This is a genomic window from Flagellimonas ochracea, assembly GCF_009903685.1.
GTDB lineage: Bacteria > Bacteroidota > Bacteroidia > Flavobacteriales > Flavobacteriaceae > Flagellimonas > Flagellimonas ochracea.
On record NZ_JAAABI010000017.1, the window covers coordinates 1 to 2667 of the forward strand.

Consider the following 2667-nt stretch of genomic DNA (forward strand, 5'->3'; position numbering starts at 1 on the left):
TTGCATTTTTTTTTAAAGTATAGCAACATGGGTCAGCTTTGGCTGAATGTACTCCATCTTGTTTATATACATGTAATATACATCTCTATACACCCAAAATAGGATAAAATCGATGCATTCGATAATCCTTTTATTGAACTTTGGTAACGGTCTCGGCTATGATTTCGACTTGGCAAATCCGCTAGGATTTTCCAAGTTCGGAATCCAGCCGTTATTTAAAGTTATGGTTTTTTGATCGGTTCAAGGGAAAGCTGAATTATAGCCAATGTTAGATTTCGTTTTATTCTTTCACGAAGTACTCGGTTGTCGTATAATCTGGCCTGCCTGAATCATCCTTAAAATGTCTTTTGTTCGTCAATTTTAGTTTGTCCTCAACTAGTTCATAGGTAACGGTACTTTCTGCAAAACCTGAATCCCAAAGAAGTTCGAATTTATTAGCTCCTTTTTCCACTCCATCCGTCTTGTTTTTGCCCCAGTCACAATCTTGGGGAGTACAGGAGCCCCACATTTGAACAATATATCGATTATTCTCAAAGCTGATTTTACATTTGGTTATACCTGGTCTCTCACTATTTTCATTGACCCAAAGTCCAATAAATTCCGTGTCCCATTTCTTTCTTAGGTCCATGTTTTTGGGTTGATATTCATTTCTAGTGGAATCGACAGAAGCTGTAAAAAGAAATGTAAGCAAAGAGATAACTGTTAAGAATATTTTCATGATAGTGGAATTCTATTTTATTTAATGAAACCTAACGTAGGGATATAGATCATATGATCTATATATCTTTTATGTGTGGAACTAAGTTAAGATAAATTTGAAGTGCAATTAGTGGACTCAAGGCAATCGTTTTTTTGAACTTTACATTAATTATTGGCATTCTATTAGGTCATCTCATTAATGAAATCCATGTCCAACTGTCTGTTTTCGGCAAATGACTTGCATATATATTCTAGAACTTGTCCAATTTCAATCAGTTTTTCTTCGTCCATGTTTGTAATTTCAAATGAGTCGTTTTGATTATGACTATATCCAATGCTCGATTGAATACGGTAGGCCAACTCCCAGATTTGAGAACAATAACGCAATCGCTGTATTTCTGTCAATTCTCTAGAATTTAATCCATCAATGTAAAGTATCAATTCTGCAAATAAGGAATTGTCAAAATAACCCTCTTGATGCAGTTTTTCATAAAATGAACCTTCAGACTCCTGGAGATTTTCTATAAGTAAATCCATTGTTCTCGCACAATCGTTTAATTGAACTTTGAATTACAACAACTGAACTAGTATCAATATCACAACGGTTACGAACACAAGTCCAATAGTTGGAGAATGTTGTTTTTCCATCATTCCGGAAAACTTCCCTTTAAATCCATTAATTATCCAAAAAGCAATTCCTCCAAAAAATCTTAAGATTCTAATATCTACCATCCTTTATTTGAACTTTACTCACTTCTTGTGAAGTAAAGAATTTTTTATGTTATTCCTATCAAGTGAAAACTCATCCCTTTCATCATCCAGATAACTTACCAATTTCATTATGGTGTTTTCTAGTCTTTCCGGTTTCTTAGTTTTGGCTTCAAGCATTTTGTCATAAAGATGTACCACAAGCCGGTCCAAATTCTTGGTATCAACGTTCTTTAATTTAATGAGCAGTTTTGAGAATGGCAGTTCCATGGATTCCTTAAGGGAAAGATTACCTTGCGTCATCAATATTTTTTCCAACTCTTTTTCATTAGGCTCATTGTTGCCATTTCCCTCAAAAAGTCTTTGAAGAAACTCTGAAAATGATTCTATTAGGACACCCAGCCCTCTTTCAAATGAACCCATTCCACCAAGGTTTAACTAAAAAGCCAAATGAAAAACCAAATAATAACTACGGTAAAAGCTAGGGCTAATAAATATACCAATAGTTCCCATTTTGCATCTTTTCTTGATTGTTCTCGAATATTGGCTTTAATGACTTCAATTTCTTCATGGGAAAGCTGTTTGAATTCCAATTCGGTTTTGCCGGACACTTCATACAGGACATCTTTTAATTCTCGAATTTTTCTTTTTTTTAACTGTGAACGATTGTTCTTTAAACTAACAATGGCTCCCAGCATACTGCCTTCTCCACCCATAAATAAGCTTTATTATATGTTGAGAAAAACGAGAATATGTTACAATAAGAATATCTCTTTGACAAGGAATCGTTTTTTTGAACTTTGGTTGTTTTGGAAACTCCCCCGTGGGGGAGCTTTTCCATTAGGTACGTCTAATCATGGCTTGGGCATATGCCTTCGACCCATCCTCTTCCTCGATCATGGATATGCCCCCTTTCGGAGCCCATCCTTCTCCAATTTTTGTGTTTACCATTTCAACCAGTCGATCCCTGTTGTTTGATACTGCTACGTTGTACTCCATTTTGAATTGATTTGATTAATAATTATTTTATAGTAAATGTTAAATGCTGCTGAACATAATTTTAGTTATATAACTCCGCCGTATTTCCAGTATCTCTCCCCGTACCCTCACTTGTTTGCTCGTTCATAGCGCCCATCGTTTATTTGAACTTTGGTTAACGTTGTTGATTAAAGTTTTAATTCTATAAAGTTGGAGTAATATTTTTTCTATTTTCAAATTCTCCTAAATGAATTTCGCTCACGCTCGGTTTTTCTGCAGAAT

General features: G+C 34.8%; 5 protein-coding genes. All 5 read right to left on the reverse strand.

Annotation, left to right across the window (positions count from 1 at the left end; translation table 11 throughout):
• Positions 1-280 precede the first annotated feature (280 nt).
• The 5 genes from GTQ34_RS16495 to GTQ34_RS16515 all read right to left on the reverse strand — a co-directional run bounded on the left by GTQ34_RS16495 (position 281) and on the right by GTQ34_RS16515 (position 2406).
• A complete protein-coding gene (locus GTQ34_RS16495; RefSeq protein WP_166524911.1) occupies positions 281-718 on the reverse strand; it encodes a hypothetical protein in 438 nt (145 codons plus the stop codon).
• Between the two features lie 164 nt (positions 719-882).
• On the reverse strand, positions 883-1236 hold the full coding sequence (locus GTQ34_RS16500) for a hypothetical protein (protein WP_166524912.1): 354 nt from the start codon (positions 1234-1236) through the stop codon (positions 883-885).
• Between the two features lie 213 nt (positions 1237-1449).
• The gene (locus GTQ34_RS16505; RefSeq protein ID WP_166524913.1) at positions 1450-1830 is read right to left on the reverse strand and encodes a hypothetical protein; all 381 of its coding nucleotides are present in this window, start codon (positions 1828-1830) and stop codon (positions 1450-1452) included.
• Between the two features lie 11 nt (positions 1831-1841).
• Positions 1842-2123, reverse strand: a complete 282-nt coding sequence (locus GTQ34_RS16510) for a hypothetical protein (RefSeq protein ID WP_166524914.1) — start codon at positions 2121-2123, stop codon at positions 1842-1844.
• A 124-nt stretch (positions 2124-2247) separates the two neighbouring features.
• The gene (locus GTQ34_RS16515) at positions 2248-2406 is read right to left on the reverse strand and encodes a DUF1737 domain-containing protein (protein ID WP_166524915.1); all 159 of its coding nucleotides are present in this window, start codon (positions 2404-2406) and stop codon (positions 2248-2250) included.
• Positions 2407-2667: the final 261 nt, after the last annotated feature.